This window comes from Mesorhizobium sp. M2A.F.Ca.ET.067.02.1.1 (genome assembly GCF_004023285.1).
Classification (GTDB): Bacteria; Pseudomonadota; Alphaproteobacteria; order Rhizobiales; family Rhizobiaceae; genus Mesorhizobium.
This window is the reverse complement of record NZ_RZSB01001444.1, coordinates 1-431: the sequence shown is the minus strand read 5'-3', so window position 1 is coordinate 431 and position 431 is coordinate 1. Positions and strand designations below refer to the sequence as shown.

Annotated in this window: 1 protein-coding gene; it reads left to right on the top strand. The window is 68.9% G+C overall.

Annotated elements, in window-relative coordinates:
* On the top strand, positions 1–431 hold a 431-nt coding region (locus EOA28_RS38255; protein ID WP_281060965.1), incomplete at both ends, for a DNA polymerase ligase N-terminal domain-containing protein.

The window sequence follows — 431 nt, the reverse complement described above, 5'->3', positions numbered from 1 at the left end:
GGCGAATATGGCGGCGGGCCGATGATCGTCTGGGACACCGGCACCTGGGCGCCGATGGAGGATGTCGACAAAAGCCTGCGCACCGGCGCCTTCAAGTTCCGGCTGGCCGGCCAGAAGCTCAATGGCGGCTGGATGCTGACGCGCCTGAAGCCCAAGCCCGGCGAGGACGAGAACAAGAAGAACTGGCTGCTGTTCAAGGAGCGCGACCTCGCTGCCGATGCGAAACGCGACATCCTGAGCGAGCGGCCCGAAAGCGTGAAGTCCGGCCGTCGCATCGAGGAACTGGCGGCGCCGCCGAGGAAGCGGCGCGAGCGCCTGCCTCCGAAAGCCGGTTCGCTGAAACCGGGCGCACTGCCCGGCGCCGTCAAGGCCGCCCCTCCGACCCGCATCGAGCCGCAGCTTGCCACCCAGGTACCGAAACCGCCGGGCGG